This window comes from Mycoplasma sp. 'Moose RK' (genome assembly GCF_015708155.1).
Classification (GTDB): domain Bacteria; phylum Bacillota_I; class Bacilli_A; order Mycoplasmatales; family Metamycoplasmataceae; genus Mesomycoplasma.
On sequence record NZ_JADDYD010000001.1, the window covers coordinates 196,531 to 218,976 of the forward strand.

Sequence of the window (22,446 nt, forward strand, 5' to 3'; positions counted from 1 at the left end):
TAAAAAAGAAAGGAGTGTTTAATCATGGCAAAAAAAGACTTTTATCAAGTTTTAGGAATCACAAAATCAGCAACTTTAGCAGAAATCAAAAAAGCTTATCGTAGTTTAGTTAACATTTATCATCCTGACAGAAATACGCAAAAAACACCTGCAGAGCAGAAAGCAGCTGAAGAAAAATTCAAGGAAATTCAGGAGGCCTACGAAGTCCTTTCTGATGAAAACAAACGAAATCAATACGATAATTTTGGTCATCAAGCTTTTGATCAGCAAGCAGGTAACGGTTTTTCTGGTTTTGATTTTGCAGATATTTTTTCAACCTTCACATCCGGATTTGGTTCAAATTTTGGTTTTAGATCCTCGCGATCTGAAAGACAAAATCGACCCCAAAAAGGCGATGATCTCCAAGGCTCAATCTATATTAATTTTATTGATTCGATTTTGGGAAAAGAAATTTCCCAAAAATTAACAAAATATTCTCAATGTGATTCCTGTAATGGTAGTGGCGCAAATTCTGATGCTGACATTAAAGTTTGCCAGAATTGTCAGGGTTCTGGAATGCAAATTGAGACAATTAGCATTCCAGGTTTTGGGCGCGTTCAAAATCAAGGAACTTGTCGAAGCTGTTCAGGTGTAGGAAAAATTGTCACCAAAAACTGTAAAAAATGTCGTGGAAAACAAATAATTGAGACTAAAAAAGAAATAACAATTGAAATTCCTGCGGGAATTCGCGACGGAATGTTTGTTCGCGTTGTTGGCTACGGTGGTCCTGGTCACAAAGGTGGTCCGTCTGGCGACTTGCATCTTGAAATTAAAGTCCATGATCACAAGCATTTTACTCGTGCTGGAAATGATATTCACATTAATTTGCCAGTTTCAGTTATTGATATTATCAATGAAAATACAGTTGATGTTCCAAGTCCAACCGGTATGAAAAAAATTCGTCTTTATAGCCATTATAAATCAGGTCAAATTATCACTGTCACTAATGCTGGCTCACCTAACCCAACAAATTCAAAAATTGTTGGTGACCTAAAAGTTCACCTAATTTTTTATGTGCCTGAGTTCAATCAGCGTCAAAAAAGTGAATTAAATCAAGTTTTTAGTCAAATTAATGATAAAGAAAAAAGTAAATGGTTGAAAGATTTTTATTAATTATTTAATTTTTTTGAGAAGCAAACCTCCTTTTTCAAGGAGGTTTTTTAATTAAAAAGTTATTTAATTCTTTTTATCTAAAATAATATGAAAAATATGAAATTTTGTGTGAAAAATCAATTGATTTTTCCTAAATTTTTCCACTTTTTTAACCCAAAAAAATCCCTATTTTTCAGAACTTTTTAAGATTCTCATTTATTAAGAGTTTTAGCTTAGAAAATGAAAAATTTACTTGAAAGTATGTGTCATATGACACTATTTTTCTTAAATTTTTTTTATTTCTTTAGTTAAAACTGGTTATTTTTAAAAATATCTCTTAAATTCAACGTTTTTAAAATTTAAATAAAATTTTTAATTTAAAAAGATTCTGTAAAGCATTAGATAATTTTGAATTTTTCAAAAATTCTTTCAAGAAATAATCAAGAATTATTGCTGTTTTCACTAATTTGTATTTTTGCAAAAATGTGTTAAAATATAGAAAAAATTTTTATTGTTTTTTAATAAGTTTACCAATTTTTAAAAAACAAAGTTTTCGGAATTTAAATAAATGTCACTAAAAAAAATTAATATTGCAATTGATGGGCCTTCTGGTGTTGGAAAGTCAAGTATTGCAAAAAAAATTGCACTTAATTTTAATTATTTATACGTAAATACAGGTTCATTATACCGGGCAATTGCGCTTTTTTGTCTTAAACATAAAATTAGCGCAAAAAATGAGAGAAAAATCGTGCAAAATTTGCCATCTGATGCTTTAATTCTTGACTCAAGCGGTAATGTTTGACTTGAAAATCAAGATGTTTCAGATTTTCTTCGTGATGATTTAATTTCAAAAAATGCTGCAATTATTGCGCAATTTCCACAAGTTCGCGCTATTGTGACTAAGATTTTACAAAATTTTCAAAAAAGCAACTCAGGAATTATAATGGAAGGTCGCGACACCACTTACAACATTATGCCTGATGCTAATTTGAAGATTTTTTTGTGAGCTGATGCAACAACAAGAGCAAAAAGGCGTCTAAAACAAAATTTATCCTTAAATTTAGAGACTGATTTTGCTATTATTCTTAAAGAAATTGAGCATCGCGATTTTTTGGATATGAATAGAAAAACAAATCCACTTCAAAAAACCGTCGATTCAGTTTTTATTGATAGCACAAATTTTAGTGAAGACGAAATTGTTGCACAAATTGCGAAAATAGTTGCTTGCAAAACTCAATAATTATTTCTTTAGAAATTTTTTTCAGAAAGTCAAAAAATTGCCTATGAAAAATTTAGTTGCCCTTGTTGGAAAACCAAATGTCGGAAAATCAACGCTTTTTAACCGAATAGTTGGTAAAAAAATTTCAATAACTGATGAAATTCCAGGGGTAACTCGCGACCGAATCTATCAAAATACAACCTGAAATCAACACGATTTTGTTGTGATTGATACTGGTGGAATCGAAGTTGAAGCAAAGAATTTTCAGAATTTAATCCAAATTCAGGTGCAAATTGCAATCCAGGAGGCTCAAGTTCTAATTTGGGTTCTTGATGGTAAAAGTTCGCTTGATTCCGATGACTATTTTGTTTGAAATCTGCTTTTAAAATCACAAAAAAAAATTATTTTAGTTGCAAATAAACTTGAAAATAATCAGGATTTTGATACAAGCATTTATGAATTAGGTTTTGAAAAAATTTTTCCAATTTCCTCACTTCATGGCCATGGAATCGGTGATCTTTTGGATTCAGTTGTTGAAAATTTTCCTGAAAATGAGACTAAATTACAAGAATTTTTCAAATTAGCAATTATCGGTAGACCAAATGCTGGAAAATCAAGCCTTTTAAATAAGCTTGTTGGCGAAAACAGGTCAATAATTTCCGATATTCCCGGAACAACAAGAGATTCAATTTCGGGTTTTTGAAAAATAAATTCAGAAATTTTTGAAATTATTGATACAGCAGGGATTCGAAGAAAATCAAAATTGATTGAATCTGTTGATTTCTATGCGCTTTTACGTGCTTTTCGCTCGCTTAGTGATGCTGATTTATCGCTGATTTTACTTGATGCAACTCAGGATTTTCATCATTTTGATCAGAGAATTGCTGGCTTTGCAACTGAGAGAACCAAACCGATAATTTTGGTGATTAATAAGTGAGATTTAGTTCAAAAAAACACTACTACTCAGCAAGAATTTGTTAAAAAAGTGCGCCAAAATTTTAAATTTTTGGACTGAGCGCCAATTGTTTTTATTTCAGCTAAAACTGGTGAAAAAATTCACAAGTTAGCTGAAACTATTTTGGAAGTTAAAAAAAATTTAACAAAAAAAATTTCAACTAATTCATTGAATCAATTTTTAATGGAAATTCAAATGATTCAACCTCATCCAAATGTTAATGGCAAAAAAATTAGCTTTAATTTTGTTAGTCAAATTAATGCTCGAATTCCAAGTTTTGTTTTTTTTGTTACTGATAGAAATTTAGTTCATTTTTCTTACCAGCGCTATATTGAAAATCAAATTCGCAAATATTTTGATTTTTTTGGTTGTCCAATTAAAATTATTTATAAAAATGTTGCAAAAATGGTAAAATAAAGTAAAATTTATTAAATCATCGCAAATCAAAGGAGTTCATTATGAACAAAAAAGAGCTATTAGAGCGAATTTCTAAAGAAACTAAATTGCAAACAAAACAAGTTGACCAAGTTTTGAATGAATTTGTTAAAGTAATAACTGAAGTTGTGAAAAGTCAAGACAAATTGGTTATTAATTCTTTTGGAACCTTTCAAGGTGTTTTCAAACCTTCTTCAACTTCATTTAATCCACTTACAAAAAGTCAAATTACTGTAAAAGAAAAAACAATTGTTAAGTTTAAACCTTCAAAAGTTTTCAAAGACACAGTTGCTTAAAAAATAGTACAAATGTTCAAAAAGAAACAAAAAACACCGAAACCAAAGTACAAGTTCGCTAGTGAAGTTGTTTATGGCAATGTTGTTTTGCAAAAATTAAAAGAAATAAAACAAGTAAAAAGATTTACTTTTTTCTTTTTACTTGTTACGATTATTGTTGGCCTTGCTCTTGGCCTTGTTTTCCTTGTATTATATTTTGCTGGAAATGGGCAAAATATACAAGAAATAATTAGTCGCAATTAATAAATGGATAGCACCAAAATTCGAAATTTTGCAATCATTGCCCACATTGATCATGGAAAATCGACTTTAGCAGATCGGATCCTTGAATTTACAAACACAGTTTCAAAAAGAGATTTGAAACAACAGCATCTTGACTCAATGGATCTTGAAAAAGAACGTGGAATTACAATTAAATTAAATGCGGTACAAATCCGCTATAATTCTTTTGTTTTTCACTTAATTGATACACCCGGTCACGTTGATTTCACCTATGAGGTTTCACGCTCATTGGCTGCAACTGAAGGTGCTTTACTTTTAATTGATGCAAGTCAAGGAATTCAGGCGCAAACTTTAGCGAATGTTTATTTAGCGCTTGAAAATAATTTGGCAATAATTCCAATTATCAATAAAATCGATTTGCCCTCTGCAAATGTTGATGCAGTTAAAAAAGAAATCGAAAATACAATCGGTATTTCAGCACAAGATGCAATTTTGATTTCAGCTAAAAACGGAACCGGAATTCAAGAAGTTTTAAACGCAATTGTAAAATTAATTCCACCACCACAACAATCTAGTAAAAAAGATGCCTTGAAAGCGCTTGTTTTTGATTCCTATTTTGACATTTATCGCGGTGTGATAATTTTTATAAGAATTGTTACAGGTCAAATTTGTGTTTCTGATTCTTTCAAGTTTATGGCAAATGAGTTGAAATTTCATGTTACTGAATTAGGAATCTCTAATCCAAATCAGACTAAAAAAGAGTGTCTTTTTGCTGGTGAAGTTGGCTGACTAGCCGCTGCAATTCGTAATGCAAAAGATGTAAATGTTGGTGACACAATTACTTTAGTTGAAAATCCAGCACTGGAACCACTTCCAGGTTACAAAAAAATGGCGCCTGTGATGTACACGGGTTTTTATCCTGTTGATTCTCAACAGTTCAATCTTTTGAAAGATTCGCTTGAGAAAATATCTCTTTCAGACTCTTCAATAATTTATGAACCTGAGTCCTCAAAAGCGCTTGGAACTGGATTTCGCATTGGATTTCTGGGTCTTTTGCACATGGAAATTCTCCAGGAAAGGCTCGAGCGAGAATTTAATTTAGCAATAATTGCAACAGCTCCTTCAGTTGAATTTGAAATTAAAAGAACGAATAATCAAATTGAAAGAATTTCAAATCCAACCCTTTTTCCAGAACCAAATTTAATTAGCGAGATTAAAGAACCTTTTATTTTGGCAAAAATTTTTTTGCCTGAAGAGTTTTTAGGTGCAATCATGGGACTTTGTCAAGATAGACGCGGAGTTTATGTTGATCTTGAATATATTGATGATTTTCGGCGTCGCTTAATTTATAAACTGCCACTTTCAGAGGTGATTTTTGACTTTTTTGATCGCCTAAAATCACTTTCAAAAGGATATGCGTCCTTTGAATATGAGGTAATTGATTATCAAATTTCAAAACTTGTTAAATTAGACATTCTTTTAAATGGTCAAAAAATTGATGCACTTTCAATGATTGTGCACAAAGATTTTGTTTATCCAAGAGCAAAAGAATTAACACAAAAATTAAAAAATATCATTCCCCGACACTCTTTTGAGGTTCCAGTTCAAGCTGTGGTTGGTTCAAAAGTTGTTGCCCGAGAAACAATTAAGGCCTATCGCAAGGATGTAACCGCAAAATTATATGGTGGCGATGTCACAAGAAGAAAAAAATTGCTTGAAAAACAAAAAGCTGGGAAAAAACGAATGAAATCATTCGGTGTTGTTGAGGTTCCCCAGGAAGCTTTTTTAGCAATTTTAAAAACAAATTTAAATGAAAAATAATGTATAATTATTTAGCGGGAATTTTTATTGATTTTTCCCAATTTTTTAGAATTATTATGAGACATAACAGACCCAATTTACGCCAACAAAAATACCCAAATAGACCGAATAATCGTGATTCTTCTCGTTATCCAGTAGGTCAACGTCGACAAAATTATTATCAAAATCAACAAGACTATCAATATGAAGATTTTGGTGATGACTTTTACGAAAATGATCCAAAATACAGAACTGATTATCACAATTCGCCACGATATTATCAAGATCAACTTACTCAGGAAAATTTCCATGAGAAAATGGAACAAAAATGGATTCAGGATGAATCCAATACTTTTATTTCCAGAGAAGTTCGGAAAATTTTTGGGCTTGAATTAATATTTTTACCAATAAAAGCAGTTTTTTGGTTTTGCTTAATTCTTGCAGTTGCAATTGTTTCCGTTCTTTGACAACAACAACAAATTCCGCAGTGAACTTATCGCACTGATTATTTGCCCCTACTTGTAATTCCAGGCATAATTTGCGCAATTTTGTTATTTTTATTTGTAAGAACACTTTTAGATTACAACGCAGTCAAAAAATCTGTTGCCTATTTTCGCTCACAATTAAAAAACAATTCAAACCGGCTTGAAATGCCACCAATGATTTTGTGGCTTGTAAAAAAAGTCAATTTAAAAGAAGTGAATGCAATTTGATTAAGTATTTTTACTTTTCTTTTAACAACGATTATGGGCATAAATTATTGATTGATGATCAAATATTTACCTTCAAATAATATCCAGAATTCAGTTGAATATATCACTGGAATGGTCGTTTCAGGTGTGTTTTTTATAACAATGTTGTTCTATGATCTCATGTTACGAAGAAGACTGTCCAACATTGAAGCAATTTTTGGACATGTTTATCATAAACATATTGATATCAGCCGAATTCGTTTTCGTCGCCATTTAGTTTGAGCATTTTTTACAATAATCGTTTTCTTTATTTTGCGAAGAGTGGGTAGAAATCGAAAATTAATTTAATTTTTTTAAAAATATAAATCAAAAAAATAATTATCTAATTCAATTTTTGCCTTCAATATCAAAAATTTTTGATGCTGTTCCTGAACCTGATTTGAAATTATAAGTTTTTGTGATTTGTCAAAATTTTATTTGTGCCTGTTGAAAATTAAGTGGATTTTCACCAGAAAAATTAGCACTTGAAACAAAGGCTGGTCCTTCTTTTTTCAAAAGTTGTTGCAATTTAGCTAGATTTGGAATTCTAAAAGATTTGGATTCAATAATTAATGTTACTGCACCTGGTCAGAAATTTTTACTTATTTGCTTTAAAATTTGGTAATTTTTTGGCAAAATTATTGATTTAGCTTGTCTTAAGTCACCAATTAAAGTCACAATTTTCTTCTCTTTTGGTCTTTTTTTAATTTCAAAAATTAATTCAATATCAAGATTATTGTAAAAACAACCAATTCCAACAATGGTATCTGTCGTTGTTAAAAATAATTTAGAAAATTTTTGAATTTCAAGACTAAAATTCTGAAAACCCTTGCTAAATTCTGCTTCAAAATTAGCATTTTTTTCAACAAAAATTATTATTTCACAATTTTTTCTCCAAAATAAAATTTTTGAACCATTTTTAAATTCTAGATGACAAATTTTGTTTTCGCCAATTTTTTTTTTGGAAAAAAATTGATTTTTACTGATCAAATTTTGATCTAAAAGCCAAAACTGAAAATTTTCAAAAAGGAAAATTTTCAGTTTACCAACAAAAACAAAATTAAGATTTTTTTTTGTTGGTAAAAAATTTGTTCTAAATGGGATTTTCACTTTTGTAATTCTGTTAGTTTTTTCATTGAAAAAACACAGAATTTTACTTTTTTCTAGGAAAATTATGTCAAGATTTTTTTTCATACTTAGTTTTAATTTTAAATTTAAAAATTTTAATGCTTTTTTCTTTTAAAAAAACAAGAAATTAAGCAATTTTTTGCATAATTTCAGTTATTAAATCCCTAATTCTACTTGCCTCTTTAAAACGATTTTCTGAAGAAGCAATTTTCATTTCCTTTTTCAACATTTCAATATATTTTTCTATTTCTTCCTTATTTATTTCACTCTTCTTGAGAATTTTACCGATATTTAGGGAATTTGGATTGATACTTTCCGGAATAGGTTTAATAATTGTTTTCGGCGTAATTTGGTATTTTTGATTATGTTCCATTTGGATTTGGCGTTTTTTTTGATTATCAGTCATTACTTTGGTGATTGTTTCGTTGATAGTTTCAGCAAAAAGAATGACTTTTCCATGATCATTACGGGCGGCGCGCCCAATAATTTGGATTAGTGATGTTCTTGAACGCAAAAAAGAACTCAAATCTGCCTCTAAAACAAGAATAAGTGAAACCTCGGGAATGTCAACGCCTTCACGTAGCAAATTAATGCCAACAATTGCATCATAAATGCCTTTACGAAGCTTAATTATAACTTCTTCGCGTTCAAAAGTTGTCATTTCTGAGTGCAAATAATAAACTTTTTGTCGTTTTTCTTCTTGCAAATACTTGCTAATTTCTTCAGCAAGTCTTTTTGTAGTTGTCAAAATGAGACTTCGTTCATTTTTTGCTTTTTGATCTTGTAAAAAATGGTAAATTTTCTCCATCTGATTTTCAGTTGATTCAATGAAAATTTCAGGATCCAAAAGCCCTGTTGGCCGAATGATTTGCGAAATAACCTCACCATTTGTAAGACCTAATTCATATTCTGCCGGGGTTGCTGAAACATAAATTTTTGCTTGCTGATAATTTTCAAATTCAGCAAATTTCAGTGGTCGATTATCAAGTGCTGAAGGCAAGCGATAGCCATAATTCACTAAAGTTTCCTTGCGATTACGGTCAGCCTTGTACATTCCGTGAATTTGATGCAACATAATATGTGATTCATCAATGAAAATAAGGCCATTTTCAGGTAAATAATCAAGTAAGCAAAAGGGTTTTTCACCTTTTTTTCGCCCATCAATATGACGGGCATAATTTTCAATTCCTGAGCAAATTCCAAATTCACTAAGTGAATCAATATCGTTGTTTACACGGTCTTTTAGCCGCTGCTTTTCAACTAATTTTTCGTTTTTTTCGAAAAATTCTAATTGTTCATTTAATTCAATCTCAATTGTTTTAATTGCATTGTCAATAATGTCCTTTTTGACACTATAAGCAGTTGCAGGGTAAACTGTAAAAGCATTGTAATTCCGGATTATTTTTTTAGAAATTGGGTGAATTGTTGTAATTTTTTCAATCGTGTTGCCAAAAAATTCAACACGAATATTAAAATTATCATTTCAACCTGGTGAAATTTCCAAAACATCACCTTTCAAGGAAAAGCAACCTGGTTTTTGATCAACTTGATTATTTTCATACTTGATTCGAACAAGTTTTGTTGTCAAATCTCTTGGTTTAATTTCTTGATTTACTTCAAGATTCAAAAAATTTGACTTATATTCCAATGGATTTAAAGTACCGTAAATTGCAGCAACTGATGCTACAACAATCGTGTCATTCCGCATTGCAAGGGCGTTTAGAGCTGACATGCGCATTGTTTCAAGATCAAGATTAGTTTTACTTGTTTTTTCAAGATAAATATCTTTACTTGGCGAATAAAATTCTGGGCGGTAAAAATCAAAATAGGAAACATAAAATTCAACTCGATTTTCCGGAAAAAATTCTTTAAATTCGCTATATAATTGCGAAGCAAGTGTTTTGTTGTGTGACAAAACAATCACTGGGCGATTAAAATGTGCAATCACATTTGCCATTGTAAAGGTTTTTCCAGAACCTGTAACTCCCATTAAAATTTGGGACTTTTTTCCAGATTCAACCCCTTTTATTAACTCATTTATTGCCTTTGGCTGATCACCACTTGGTTGATAATTGGCGTTTAATTTGAATTTTTTTACCATTTTTTACAAAAGATTACTAATTTTTTAGACTGTTAAAAAAATTTTAACACAAAGATTTTTTAACATTAAAAATAAGGTACAATTTTTTCAATTAGAGGATTTCAAATATTTTAGAAAAAAAGGTTTAAAAAATTAGTAAAAAATGCCAATTTTTACTAATTTTTCCCGTTTACTTTATTAATATTTATGATTTTAATTTATAATTTAAACATATTTTAAAAGGTTTTAATTGAATTTTGAAAATTAGAAAACAATATAAAATACTTGTTTTTTTGAGTTTTTTTGTAGTTCAAACTTTAGTTATTTCAAGTTGTTATACAAAAATTTCGTCAAATAATGAAAAAAACTTGTTAAGCGCTGAAATTGAAAAAAATGAATCAATAAAATTGCAAGATTTAGAGTGAGATCACATTAAATTTGATTATAATAAGCAAAATTTTACACTTAAAAAAATTGAAATAATCAAAAACAATCTGAAAAACCAAGCTCAAGTTTTTGTTGGCCTTGTTGACAACAAAACTAATCAAATTTTAAAAAAAAGTTTTGTTTTTACAGGATTTTTTCAAGATAAAGAAGAAAAAAATCCTGTAAATTCAGTACAAGAAAAAAGTGATTTAAATCTAAATCCAAAAATAACTCAAGAAAAAAAACAAAAAATTAGCCAAAATTCTGATATTAAAACCAAAAAAGAACCTAAAATTGATCTACCAAGGCCAAAACCAGATTTTCAGAATAACTTGCCAAAAAATCCTGAAAAAACACCAGCAATTAAGCGCAATCCACCAATTTCTAGTCCAAAATATTTGGAAAATAACAGAAAATTTGATTCAAACAGTGGCTCAAGTGACCTTCCAACAAGAAAACAAGAAATTCCAGCTGTAACATTTCCAAAAAACAAATCAATTTCATTTAAAAATATTTTTGATAAACATTTTTTAGGGAAAAAATCAGGACTTTCTTACGAAAATGGCAAAATTTATAGTATTTCAGATCAAAAATATTTTGCTGATCAGCATTATTTTGACCTTGATTTTTTACAAAGAAACACCGCATATTCAATAATTCAAAGCACACCAAAATGGCAAACCTCACTGCACAACATGTATTATTTTCTAAATAATTACGACGGGAGAAAGGTTAGTTTTCTTGAACCCAATGATGAAAGAAAAAACAATGAATTTTGAGAACACACAAAAAACCTTGGTGTTTATGGTGAGTTTGGCGAAAATGATACAGAAAAATTAATGTTTTACAATCGTGGACTTTCCTACAGGGGAATGATGGAGCAGGTTTTTCTTCCAACTTTTAGTGAACAAGAAGCCCAAAACGCAACTGAAATCGAAAAAAATATTAGTGATTTAATTAGCAAAAATCCATTTGGATTTTTGCCCTCAAATTTAAGTCAGCTTTTTTATTACATGAAATTAACTGATATTGAAAAAATTTTTCAATTTACCAATTTAGTGTCTATAAAAACTAATTTTGATGATAAAAAAGGCGAAATTAAAATTCTTTTTTTGACCAAAAATGGTGAAAAAAAGCTTTGAAAATCAAGTAGTTCAAATGCAAATTCACTTAAAAAGGACCTTGATTTTCAACAATACATCTATGATCGATCATTTTTGATAGGCCTTAATTCAATTCGCTGACACCGAGATTCATTTTTTCCACGTTTACAAGGCTTAAAAGCTGAACAAAATTTTGGAACCGCTTGAGTTATTGACCGAATTATTGATAAAAATCAGCAAAGACAAGATGAATTTGAAATTTTAGTTGCAACAAACATTCATGTTTGGGAATGGCAAAAAACTTTTGATAAAACGGCAATTTTCAATCCCATTTTAAACGATTCAAGGGCAAATGAATGAAATGCCGGGTTTTATGATTATGCAACTTTACCACAAACAATCAAAAAAAATAACGAAGATTATGCAGTAATTCCAGAGCAAACAGGAAATGAATTTTTTGTTGCATCGCGTGGAAAAAATCCAACACCTGAAAACAATCAAGAAAATTTTGTTAGCCATTCTGACAACAATAAAGCCAACTATTATCCTATTTTCAATGCTAAGTTGAATTATTTGGATGGAACTTTTTACACACCTAGATACAAAGTTACAGGTCTCATGGGTGCTGATGTCGATGTTGGTTGAAAATATTTAGATAATTATGACGAAATTACAAGAGTTGGCTCAACAAAAAATGGCGGTGCTGATTTTGTTATTTTAAAACTAAAAATATCAAGACAAAATTTAAAAATTATCTTGCCAGAACTAGAAAAAATTATTGGTACTGACAAAGAAAAAGATTGGTATGTAGGACTTGGTAAAAATGAAAAATTTACGCCAATGAAAACACAATTTTATGGTGGCTATCCTGTTTTTAGCACTGATAATGAACATCCTGATTGGTCAAAAGGTTTCCATTTCAAGTCAAATAAATCCAAAGGTGGGATAGTTAACACAAGAAATCGGGTAATCACGGAAGAATTATTTTTACCTTTGTGAAAAAGATATAATGAAAGTGAAAATCGTGACTGAAATTCCAAACACGAAAAGTGAAAAAACTACTTAAAACCATTTCGCGATTCACTTGAACATGGAATGCTAAATCTTGTTTTGAACCAGCACTCACATTTGTACACAAAAATTGACCCGCAAAACAAACAAAATGCACTTGGTCCTGGTTCTTCAGGTTCGATGGCCATTGATTCCAGTTTCAATTTGATTGGTATCAACTTCACCTATTCAAAAGACACAGCAATGAACACTTATTCCAATGCAATCAGTTTGATGGAGGGGCTTAGCACATATGAAGATGATTTTGATGGAAATATTCGCCTTGATTTTGCGCGGAAATTGAAGGAAAAAAATATTTTTACTGTCAAAATTAATCCAGTAAATTCCTAAATTTATTCAAGAAAAGGACAAAATTTTACTTTTTTGCTGCAATTTTTAACTGATTCTTCCCAAACCCCCATGAAAAATGTGGGATTTGGCGTAAAGAATCTACTAAATTTTCCTACTTTTTGTGATTTTCAAATTTTCAAACAATTTTGTTTGAAAATTTGAAAGTTTTTGTTGATTTTTTAACTCAAAAATCTAATTTATTTCTATTTTTATAATATAATTAATTAACTATGTTTGATCACCAGGCAATTGAAAAAAAATGGCAAGAATTTTGGTTGAAAAATCATGTTTTTCGTACAACTGAGACATCAGAAAAGAAGTTTTATGTCCTTGATATGTTTCCATATCCTTCAGCGGCTGGCCTGCATTTAGGACATCCAATTGGCTACACAGCTTCGGATATTGTTGCTAGATTTAAGCGTCTAAATGGTTTTGATGTTTTGCACCCAATGGGTTGGGATGCTTTTGGACTTCCAGCAGAACAATATGCTATTAAAACAGGGAATCACCCTGGTGAATTTAGCAAAAAAAATATTGCAAACTTTAAAAAGCAAATTATTTCCTTTGGTTTTTCCTATGATTGAGAAAAGGAAATTGACACTTCAGATCCAAAATTTTATGAGCAAACTCAGTGAATTTTCAAACTTTTATATCAACAAGGTCTTGCTGAAATTCGTGATATTGAAGTGAATTGATGCCCAGAATTAGGGACCGTCTTAGCAAATGAGGAACTAAAAAAAGACGAAAATGGAAATTTTGTCAGCGAACGAGGTGGTTTTCCCGTTGTTTTTAAAAAAATGAAGCAATGAGTTTTGAAAATTACGCTTTACGCACAAAGATTACTTGATGGTCTTCAGGAGGTTGAATTTCCTGAGTCATTAAAATTGTTACAAACCAAATGAATTGGAAAATCTACAGGCTGAAAAATTAAATTTTTACTCGAAAACACAGAAGATTATCTTGAAATTTACACAACAAAAATTGAAACAATTTTTGGTGCCAGTTTTGTTGCAATTGCTCCAACACATTTTTTTGCTGAGAAATTAGCAAAAAGTGATAAAGCAATTGCTAGTTTTATTGAACAAAATAGTTTTAATAGCCCTAAATTACAAAGTGAAAAAACAGGAATTTTTACTAATTTTTATGTAATTAATCCTTTAAATTCAAAAAAAATTCCTGTTTTCATCACAAATTATGTTCTAAATAATTATGGAACTGCTGCAATCATGGGAGTGCCAACTCACAATCAAGCTGATGAAGATTTTGCAAAAATTTTTAATTTGGATTTTATAGATGTAATTGATAAAAATGGGAAATTAATAAATTCAGGTGAATTTTCTGGAATTGATGTTAATTTAGCTCCAAAATTAATTTTTGAAAAATTAAAATTACTAGATTTGGTTAAAAATTTTACAACTTTCCGTCTCAAAGATTGAGTTTTTTCACGCCAGCGTTATTGAGGTGAACCTTTCCCGGTTTATTTTGATGAAAATGGGAAAGTTTTTTTGGAAGAAAAAATTGTTGAATTGCCACATCTAGATAGAATTAAACCATCTGGCGATGGAAATTCTCCACTTGCTACTATGAAAAATTGGGTTTTTTTCGAAAAAAATGGGATTAGTTATCGCCGTGAAACAAATACGATGCCACAATGAGCTGCTAGTTCATGATATTATTTAGCCTTTATTTTAAAAAAAAACGATGAAAATTATTTAAAATTAGATTCAAAAGAAGCATTTGAAAAATTAAAAAAATGGCTACCAGTTGACCTTTATATTGGGGGACAAGAACATGCAGTTGGTCACCTAATTTACTCTCGTTTTTGACACAAAGTTCTATTTGATGCTAAAATTATCCCTAATTCAGAGCCTTTTTTGAAAATTATTCACCAAGGAATGTTGTTGGGTTCAGATCACCAAAAAATGTCAAAATCAAAAGGAAATACAATTAATCCAGAGGACGTTCTTCGTAAATTTGGCGCAGATTCAGTGCGACTTTACTTAATGTTTATGGGCCCAATTAATGAAACTAGAATTTGAGAAGAAAATGGCGCTAAGGCAATGAATAACTGGGTGCAACGAGTTATTCGTATTGTTTCAAAGGATTATCAGTTTGACAAAAATCTTGAAGAAAACACTGAATTTTCGCATTTTTACAATAATTTTATTTTTGAAACTACCAATTTAATTGAAAATTACAAGTTTAATATTGCAATTTCTAAATTAATGGTTTTTGTAAATTTTTTAAGCAAGCAAGAAATCCTACCATCAAAAAAATATTTAGTTAACTTTTTGATCATCCTTTCTGTTTTTGCGCCCCATATTTCTGAAGAGCTTTTGGAAAAACTTTTGGAAAAGGACTTATCAAAACAAAATTGGCCAGTTTATGATGAAACAAAAATTGTCAAACAAACTTATAATTTGCCTGTTGCAATAAATGGAAAAATGCGTGTAATTTTGGAATTAAATGATAGCTTGACAGAGCTAGAAATTATTGAAAAGGCTAAAAAAGATCCTAAAATTAATAGTTATTTAGATAATACCAAGATATCAAAAACTATTTTTGTGCCAAAAAAAATTCTTAATTTTATAATAAAAAATTAAAAAAGATAAAAATTCATGAAAAAATATATATTTCCGTTTTCGCTATCATTTATTAGTTTTCTACTTGAAATGATTACTTTGTTAATTAAAGTAATTTTTTATGAACAATTTGATTTCTCTCTCTTTTTTGTTATTTCAATTTCAATTTTTGGCGTTTTTTTAGCTTCCTTGATTGTTGGAATAGTCATTTTTTATCGCTTTGTTTTAAAACAAAATCACTTTTATTTTCAAAAATTTGACCTCATAAATGAAGCAAATAATCTTGGGATTATTAATTTATCTTCTGTCTACAAAATCACAAGAGTTTCACCATATGTGAAAAATTTATATCCTGAAAGACTTGTGGATCGGGATATTTTTTACTTATTTCCTCAATATAAAAAAATTGAAGATATTCCGCCAAAATTTGAAATTAAACGTGGAAATAATTGATTTGAAATCCATTTTAACAAATTTTTTTACTGAATTTCATACAGAGACATTACACTTTTTAAATCGATTTCGCAAGGATATGAAAATAATTCACTTGTTTTTGCAGAAGTTGAAGTTGACAATTTAGTTTCATCAAATTTTCGCAGTAGCGACCAAGATTATTCAAAAATTAAAATTTTTATTAATGATTTTTTTGAAAAATTAGCTCAAAAATACGGCTTTTTATATAAAGAATATGCTGACGGGCGAATCATGCTGATTTTACGATATGAGACTTTTGCAATTTGGCAAAAAAATCATTTTTTCATTTTTAGTGATAATAGTACCAAAATCGATAACACTACCACAGTTTGACTTTCTGTTGGTTTTGGGCTTGGAACTACAAATTTGGTTGAAGTAAAAAGACTTGCAAATGAAGCGCTTATTTTTTCAAAAGCACGTGGGGGAAACCAAGTTTCAATTTACTCTTATGGAAAAAGACCTTTTTCCTATGGTTCTTATAGCGAATCACTTAGTCTACATTCTCTTGTAATGCTTAAGAGGATTTCACGACTTTTGATTGAAAAATTGGAAAAAGTTGACAACATTATTATTTATGGTCACACAAATTCTGATCTTGATTCCTTTGGATCAGCATATGTTTTAGGGAACTTTTTAAAAAGATACGCACAAATTATCTATAAAAAAAAGATTAACTTTTATATTCAAAACCGCACATTTGACCCAACAACAACAAGATTTTTAGCACAAACTGATATTCTTAAAAAAGACATTTTTATTTCGCCTACTGTTGCTTCAAAAATCACTGAAGCTTCAAAAGTTAATGATTCATGCCTTGTTATTCTTGTTGATGTTTCTGATTTGGAAAGAATTGAAAATCCAAAAGCCTTTGATCACATTAATCTTGAAAATGTTTTTGTTTTTGATCATCATGGAATTAGTTCAAAAATGCAGGGACTTTTGGAATTAGTCAATGATTATATCGATGTTTCCTCATCCTCAACCTGTGAAATTATCACACATTTAATTTTATTAACTTTTCACTCAGATCTTACAATTGATCAAGAATGAGCGCAAATTTTATTAAATGGGCTTTATGTTGATTCTTCACAGTTTAAAAAAACCGCAACTTCATCAACATTTACTGCTGTTTCCTCGTTGGTTCGTTGAGGAGCAAGAACAATTAAAACTGCTGAATTCCTTAAGTTAACTGAAAGCGAGTCAAAAATAATCAAGGAAATAATCGAAAAAGCAATTGAAGTTAAACCTGGTTTTTTCCTTTCAAGTTTGGATAAGGAAATTGATAGTGACCTTGTTTCAATTGCTTGTGAACAAATTTTATTAGTTAAAGGTCGTCAAGCAGCTTTTGTTGTGGCAAAATTGCCACAACAAAAATCCTATAAAATGTCAGCAAGAAGCCTTGAAGATGTCAATGTTCAATATATTGCTGAACAAGTTGGCGGCGGCGGTAATTTCGCATCAGCTGCTGCATATTCAACTGTTGAATCCTTCAATGAATTTGTTGAAAATATCAAACTAGCAATTAATCGGAGAGAATATGAAAGTAATTCTAATTAAAGATACAAAAGACGGAAAAGCAAACACAATTGTTGATGTTTCACCTGGATATGCTACCAATTTTCTTTTTAAAAATGGATTGGCCGAGCCATTTAACCCGCAAAATCAACGACTTTTAGAAGAACGCAAAAAACGTTTGCAAGAAATTGAAGAAACAAAAAAACAAACTGCACTTGTTTTAAAAGCGCAAATTGAAAATGTAATTTTAAATTTTAAATTAAAAGGAACAAAAGATTTAGCTCATGGGGCAATTTCTGCAAAAAAAATTCGCAAAGTGCTTGAGGAAAAGGGAATTTTTCTTGAAAAACAAACACTACAAACTGAAGGAATTAGCAGTTTTGGAACCAGTGTTATTGATTTAAAATTAACTTCAAAAATAAGTGCAAAACTGAAAGTAAATGTTGAAAAAGATGAATAAAAACCGTTATGAATCACCGGCTCTTGAATCATTTATTATTTCCTTTTTGCTGGCAAACCCACAAAAAAGTTATGATTTTATAGGGATTTTAAACCCTGATGATTTCAGTGATATCCGTCTGGTGAAAATTGCAAAAGTGATCAAAACAATCGCAGAACGCGGTGTCGAACCGCATGCAAATTTAGTTATTGAAGAATTAAATCGAATTGGCGAACTTGAAAAAATTGGTGGTCGCAAATATATAATTTCACTTTATGATTCCAATTTTTCATTGCCAAGTGAAATTACAAATCATCTTCGTATTGTTAGTGAAAAAAAAACACTTCGTGATTTAAGGAAAATTGTCACCGATTTTAGTAAAGAATTAGATTCAGGCACAAAGGAAAGTGCTGAAATTAGCAGTTTACTGCTTGAAAAAATTAATCTTTTGAATTTCAGTGCACAAAATGAGACTTTTGTCACTATTTTTGAGGTTGCCCAAAAAATATTTGAAAATTTGACTGATGTTCACACAAAAAACAAAAGAATTAAAGGAGTTTCAACTGGTTATGATCATTTAGATCTTGTTACTTCTGGGTTTCAAAAAGGTGATTTATTTATTTTAGCAGCTCGACCATCGGTGGGGAAAACCGCTTTTGCACTCAATTTGGCTTGAAATGTTTGTGAAAGTGGAAAATCTGTTTTGTTTTTTGCACTCGAAATGTCAAGTGCTGATTTGGGCACAAGATTACTTTCGCTTGTTACTAAAATTGATGCCCATACTTTTAAAAAACCTCATAGTTTACGACCTAATTTGCTAAATCAAATTGCAAAAACTATTGAGGCAAGAATTAAAAATTGTAATTTGATAATTAATGATTCAGGATCAATTAATATTGATGATATTTATTGGCAAGTGCTAAAAAGATATCGTAATAATCAAAAATTTGATCTTATTGTTTTTGATTATTTACAATTAATTAATTCTCCAATGAAGAATCAAAATTATAATCGCCAAGTTGAGGTTTCAATGATTTCGCGAAAGTTAAAGCAACTTGCTCGTGAAACTGACACACCAATTTTAGCGCTTTCACAACTTTCGCGAAATGTTGAAAAAAGAGAGGACAAAATTCCTGTTTTGTCAGACTTACGTGAATCAGGAGCGATCGAACAAGACGCTGATATAGTTGCTTTTTTGCACCGAGATAATTATTATCAAAAAGCAGAAAACCACCAAAATTATCAGGGAAGGCCAAATACACAATTGCGGATTGCAAAGCACAGAAATGGACCCTTAGGAATTTTATACTTTGATTTTCAGCCCGAAATTGGTCAATTTGTTCAAGCAACAACTGATTTTCCAACCAAAAATAGTCATGAACAAAATTTGGGATTGGATGAATAATGAATTTAGGCTATTATCTTACTTTAATTTTTGTTTTGATTTTTTTGTTCATAATTTCAGCACTTTTTTCAGCAAGTGAAACAGTTTTTACTGCCACAAGTCGTGCAAAAGTGGACGAAAATATTGCAGATTCTTTTTTTGGAAAGAAACAAATTTTAAAATATTATGATAATTATGAAAAAACATTAACAATTATTCTAATTTGAAATAATATTGTTAATATTGGAATTTCTATCATAATTTCAACACTTTTTGCTTCACTGGCAATCAATGAGTCGTTGCAAATTTTGGTTTCAATTGCAGCAACAACACCACCATTGATAATTTTAGGAGAAATTTATCCAAAAATTTTTGGTCGTAAAAAACCAATTTTATTCCTAAAAATTTTTTGAATCTTTATCACTTTTTTCTATTATTTTTTATACCCAATTGCCACTTTAATGACAAGGTTTGTTAAGAAAATTAATGTAACAAATACTGAAAACGAATTAAAAAAAATTATTTTACAAGGGCAGCGTGAAGGAGTTTTAGAGCAAGATGAATCAGATTTGGCAATTCGTGCACTTGATTTTGACTCCTTTAAAACTGCAAAATATTTTACAAAATTGAAAGACCTTGTCTATGTGAATTATGAAGATAGTCTTGAGTCAATCAAAAATGTTATTATTGATAATAATTTTTCAAGAATTCCTGTTAGAAAAGAAGACCATTTTGTTGGTATTTTGCTCTCAAAAGACATTTTACACCTTGATAAATTTGACATAAATGATTACTTGATTGAAGTTCCTTTTTTATTAAAGTCAAACCTAATCAAAACCAATTATGAAATTTTGAAAAAATCAAAATCACATCTTGGTTTTGTTGTTGAATCAAATTCAAACAACAAAGTAATTGGAATTTTGACCTTTGAGGACATTCTTGAATGTCTTTTTGGACCAATTTACGATGAACATGATTACCGTGATGACTTAGATTTTTATCAGATTAATGCAAATCAAATAACAACAAAAGGTTCAACAAGCATTTCTGTAATTAATCAGGCATTAAATATTGAAATTCCACTTAGATTTAAGGATTTAAGCCAATGATTAACAACTCAATTTCCCAAAAAAAGGTTAATTTTAGGAGAAAAATACCACTATAATTCCCCTTCATATAGTTTGGAATTGGAAATAATTGCCAAAAATCGCAACATTATTGAGGTAAAAATATCGAAAAATGAAACCTAATTACAAGAAGTTACTTGTAGAAATTGAAGGAATTTTTTATCCAATTTTTGTTGATTTTAGAGACTATTCAAGTCGAAAAATGATCATAAAACTAGTTGATAATTTCATTTTAGTGCGTTGTAGCCGATCCATTAGTAATGATGAAATAATTAGATTAACAAGGGATTCAGAATTTTTTCAGAAAACTATTAAAATTTTGGAAAAACGAAATTTAATTAATTTTGCGCGCTCAGAGTTTTTCCTATTTGGCAAAAAATATGTTTATAATTTAGTTGAAACAAAAAAAAAACTCTTTTTACAAAGCCAAAATTTAGTTTTTCCAATTCGAAGATCAAAAAATATGAACCTAAATATTCAAAAAACAATTTTGAACTTTTTTGCTGAATATTTACAAAAAAGAACAAATTTTTGATCTAAAAAACTTGGCATACCTGATTATTTGGTGAAAATCTCTCCTAAAAATCATGCTTGAGGAACTAATTATCGCTGCCAAAAAATTTATTACAGCACTTATTTGTTGCCTTTTTCAAAAGAAATAATTGATTATGTCATTGTTCATGAACTTTGCCATCATTTTTTTGGGAACCACGGCAAACAATTTTGGGAAAAAGTTGCCTTTTTTTTACCAAATTATAAAGACTTAATAAAAAAATTAAATGATTATGAATTCAACTAAAGAAAATTTGAACTTGTACCTTTGCGGCCCAACTGTTTACAATGATGTTCATATTGGTAATTTGCGACCAATAATTGTTTTTGATTTTTTAATCTCAATTTGGGAATTTTTTGGGCAAAAAGTCAACTTTTTACACAATATTACCGATATTGATGACAAAATTATTGAAAAATCAATTAATTTACAAATCAACGAAGCTGAATTAGCAAACAATTATTTTCAAGAATATTTAAAAATTCTTGAAAAATTTAATGTTAAAAGTCCAACAAAAATTATTAAAATTACTGATGCAATTGATAAAATTATCAACTATATTTCACTACTTGAAAAAAAAGGCGCAACATACTTTGACAATAGAGGTGATTTAATTTTTGATACTAGTAAATTCAAAGATTATGGCTCAATTTCTAGTCAAAAAATAGAATTTTTGCTGCAAAACAATACTAATCGTAGATCGGAAAATGATTTTGTACTTTGAAAAAAAACAACAAGAGGACAACTTTTTGAATCACCATTTGGAAAAGGTCGACCAGGATGACACACTGAATGCGCAGCACTAATTTTTGATTATTTCAAAGGAGAACAAATTGACATACATGGAGGCGGTCAAGATTTAATTTTTCCACACCATGAAAATGAAAATGCACAGCATTTTATTTTAAGGGGCGAAGAACTTGCAAAAAAATGATTGCGGGTTGGAATTATTAATTTAAATGGTAAAAAAATGTCAAAATCAGAAGGTAATATTTTTCTTGCAAAAGATTTTTGTAAAAAAAATAATCCAGATGTTTTACGGAATATTTTTCTTACAACAAATCTTAAAAGCCCAATTGATTTGACTGAAAAATTGCTTGAAAATCATAGAAATATTATTAAAAATTATCGCAAAAGCTACTTTGATTTTCTTGTGAATCCTGGGGAAACTAATTGGGAAAAAGTCAAGGAAATTCTCAATTTTTTCTCTAAAAATGATTTTTCAAGAGGTAATTTTTTGATTTCAGAATTGTTGCGGAAAAAAGAAAATGCAACTTTAGCGCAAGTTTTTAAAGTCTTAAGATTTAATTTTGCAAAACAAAAATTAGGAAATGAAGACAAGCTTGATCTTAAAAATTGACATCAATTTTTGGAGGAGAAAAAATACAAAAAAGCAGATGAAATTCGTGAAAAATTATGAAAAAAGTTTATTTTTTCATAATTTT

Annotated in this window: 17 protein-coding genes; 15 read left to right on the forward strand and 2 right to left on the reverse strand. The window is 29.6% G+C overall.

Features of this window, described 5'->3' with window-relative positions; genetic code table 4:
- Positions 1–24 precede the first annotated feature (24 nt).
- From IM807_RS00780 to IM807_RS00810, 7 genes are all read left to right on the forward strand, one after another.
- On the forward strand, positions 25–1,152 hold the full coding sequence (locus tag IM807_RS00780; RefSeq protein WP_196362680.1) for a DnaJ C-terminal domain-containing protein: 1,128 nt from the start codon (positions 25–27) through the stop codon (positions 1,150–1,152).
- A gap of 547 nt (positions 1,153–1,699) precedes the next feature.
- A complete protein-coding gene (cmk, locus tag IM807_RS00785; protein WP_196362681.1) occupies positions 1,700–2,371 on the forward strand; it encodes a (d)CMP kinase in 672 nt (223 codons plus the stop codon).
- Positions 2,372–2,414: 43 nt separating this feature from the next.
- On the forward strand, positions 2,415–3,722 hold the full coding sequence (der, locus tag IM807_RS00790) for a ribosome biogenesis GTPase Der (protein ID WP_196362682.1): 1,308 nt from the start codon (positions 2,415–2,417) through the stop codon (positions 3,720–3,722).
- A gap of 41 nt (positions 3,723–3,763) precedes the next feature.
- Positions 3,764–4,036, forward strand: coding sequence for an HU family DNA-binding protein (locus tag IM807_RS00795; protein ID WP_196362683.1), 273 nt, complete (start codon positions 3,764–3,766; stop codon positions 4,034–4,036).
- A 12-nt stretch (positions 4,037–4,048) separates the two neighbouring features.
- Positions 4,049–4,279, forward strand: coding sequence for a hypothetical protein (locus IM807_RS00800; protein WP_196362684.1), 231 nt, complete (start codon positions 4,049–4,051; stop codon positions 4,277–4,279).
- Between the two features lie 3 nt (positions 4,280–4,282).
- Positions 4,283–6,079, forward strand: a complete 1,797-nt coding sequence (gene lepA / locus IM807_RS00805) for a translation elongation factor 4 (protein WP_196362685.1) — start codon at positions 4,283–4,285, stop codon at positions 6,077–6,079.
- Positions 6,079–7,098, forward strand: coding sequence for an MSC_0882 family membrane protein (locus IM807_RS00810; protein ID WP_196362686.1), 1,020 nt, complete (start codon positions 6,079–6,081; stop codon positions 7,096–7,098). The genes lepA and IM807_RS00810 overlap by 1 nt, the downstream gene beginning before the upstream one ends.
- Before the next feature lie 30 nt (positions 7,099–7,128).
- On the opposite strand, the gene IM807_RS00815 is transcribed toward IM807_RS00810, so the two are convergent.
- Together IM807_RS00815 and uvrB are read right to left on the reverse strand one after the other, a co-directional pair.
- Entirely contained in the window at positions 7,129–7,983 is an 855-nt protein-coding gene (locus IM807_RS00815; RefSeq protein ID WP_196362687.1) for a Sua5/YciO/YrdC/YwlC family protein, read from the reverse strand.
- A gap of 61 nt (positions 7,984–8,044) precedes the next feature.
- A complete protein-coding gene (gene uvrB / locus IM807_RS00820) occupies positions 8,045–10,018 on the reverse strand; it encodes an excinuclease ABC subunit UvrB (protein WP_196362688.1) in 1,974 nt (657 codons plus the stop codon).
- Between the two features lie 236 nt (positions 10,019–10,254).
- On the opposite strand from uvrB, the gene IM807_RS00825 reads away from it, so the two are divergent.
- The 8 genes from IM807_RS00825 (at position 10,255) to cysS (ending at position 22,442) form a co-directional block, all read left to right on the forward strand.
- The gene (locus tag IM807_RS00825) at positions 10,255–12,927 is read left to right on the forward strand and encodes an MAG2960 family serine endopeptidase lipoprotein (RefSeq protein WP_196362689.1); all 2,673 of its coding nucleotides are present in this window, start codon (positions 10,255–10,257) and stop codon (positions 12,925–12,927) included.
- Positions 12,928–13,157: 230 nt separating this feature from the next.
- On the forward strand, positions 13,158–15,530 hold the full coding sequence (gene leuS / locus IM807_RS00830; protein WP_196362690.1) for a leucine--tRNA ligase: 2,373 nt from the start codon (positions 13,158–13,160) through the stop codon (positions 15,528–15,530).
- Between the two features lie 15 nt (positions 15,531–15,545).
- On the forward strand, positions 15,546–17,540 hold the full coding sequence (locus tag IM807_RS04150) for a DHH family phosphoesterase (protein WP_196362691.1): 1,995 nt from the start codon (positions 15,546–15,548) through the stop codon (positions 17,538–17,540).
- Positions 17,521–17,958: a 50S ribosomal protein L9 gene (rplI, locus tag IM807_RS00840; RefSeq protein WP_196362692.1), complete on the forward strand. Its 438-nt coding sequence runs from the start codon at positions 17,521–17,523 to the stop codon at positions 17,956–17,958. The genes IM807_RS04150 and rplI overlap by 20 nt, the downstream gene beginning before the upstream one ends.
- Positions 17,951–19,342, forward strand: a complete 1,392-nt coding sequence (dnaB, locus tag IM807_RS00845) for a replicative DNA helicase (RefSeq protein ID WP_196362693.1) — start codon at positions 17,951–17,953, stop codon at positions 19,340–19,342. The genes rplI and dnaB overlap by 8 nt, the downstream gene beginning before the upstream one ends.
- Positions 19,342–20,571, forward strand: a complete 1,230-nt coding sequence (locus IM807_RS04155; RefSeq protein ID WP_196362694.1) for a CNNM domain-containing protein — start codon at positions 19,342–19,344, stop codon at positions 20,569–20,571. The genes dnaB and IM807_RS04155 overlap by 1 nt, the downstream gene beginning before the upstream one ends.
- Positions 20,561–21,247: a YgjP-like metallopeptidase domain-containing protein gene (locus tag IM807_RS04160; RefSeq protein ID WP_196362695.1), complete on the forward strand. Its 687-nt coding sequence runs from the start codon at positions 20,561–20,563 to the stop codon at positions 21,245–21,247. Before IM807_RS04155 ends, IM807_RS04160 begins: the two co-directional genes overlap by 11 nt.
- Positions 21,234–22,442: a cysteine--tRNA ligase gene (cysS, locus tag IM807_RS00860; protein WP_374958957.1), complete on the forward strand. Its 1,209-nt coding sequence runs from the start codon at positions 21,234–21,236 to the stop codon at positions 22,440–22,442. The genes IM807_RS04160 and cysS overlap by 14 nt, the downstream gene beginning before the upstream one ends.
- The last annotated feature ends 4 nt before the right edge of the window (positions 22,443–22,446 follow it).